We start from the raw sequence: 672 nt of genomic DNA on the forward strand, positions 1-672 counted from the left end.
CGCTATTATTCTTTAGTAACATTTCGCATAACTAGTATGATACCTAAACACCCTACTCGCCTGCGCCTGTCATTTCTTAAACAAAATAATTTCCGTTCTTAGCTCTTCTTCCGTGGTTTCCTTCGGGCTATTCAGATAGCGTTCGATTCCTAAAGGACTGGTTTTGACTTTCATATCACTCTGACGAACCAAGTTCATCGCTAAAGCCCATGCATTTCCCAAAAACTGATATTCACCTCGGTGTTCAACGACAAATGTTTCACTCTCAGGAATGGTACCGGTAACCGCCCCTTGAGGCGCTGGTACTGAGTTATGAAGAGGAAAGCAAGTGATAAACTCGAATGTACCTTTCTGCATATCCATCGACTGGTAATAACAAAACAATTCACCATTCACGGATAGGGTTTCGTCACTAATTAACTGTTCTAGTTGCTGAACATGCTTCTCAATTACCGAACCTAATTCCTGCAAGCTAGCCACACCCTTGATCCCAATGTAATGAATTTGAGGCAACGTTCGGTTACCTATTTCGACTAAGTCTGAATGCACTCTTCCGGTTTCAAGCTTACTTTTGAGCATGCGTAACCCACGTTGATAATCCATCTCTATCATCGACTTAAACATACTTTTCAGAAAGAACAGATACCAAGGGACGCGAGATTGCATTTGCCA

Annotated in this window: 1 protein-coding gene; it reads right to left on the reverse strand. The window is 42.0% G+C overall.

What is annotated here, in order from left to right:
- Positions 1-69: 69 nt before the first annotated feature.
- Positions 70-672, reverse strand: a 603-nt coding sequence (locus IQR33_RS10270; RefSeq protein WP_193843686.1) for a GyrI-like domain-containing protein, incomplete at its 5' end; no start/stop codon positions are given.

This window comes from Vibrio sp. OPT46 (assembly GCF_015163535.1).
Lineage (GTDB): Bacteria > Pseudomonadota > Gammaproteobacteria > Enterobacterales > Vibrionaceae > Vibrio > Vibrio alginolyticus.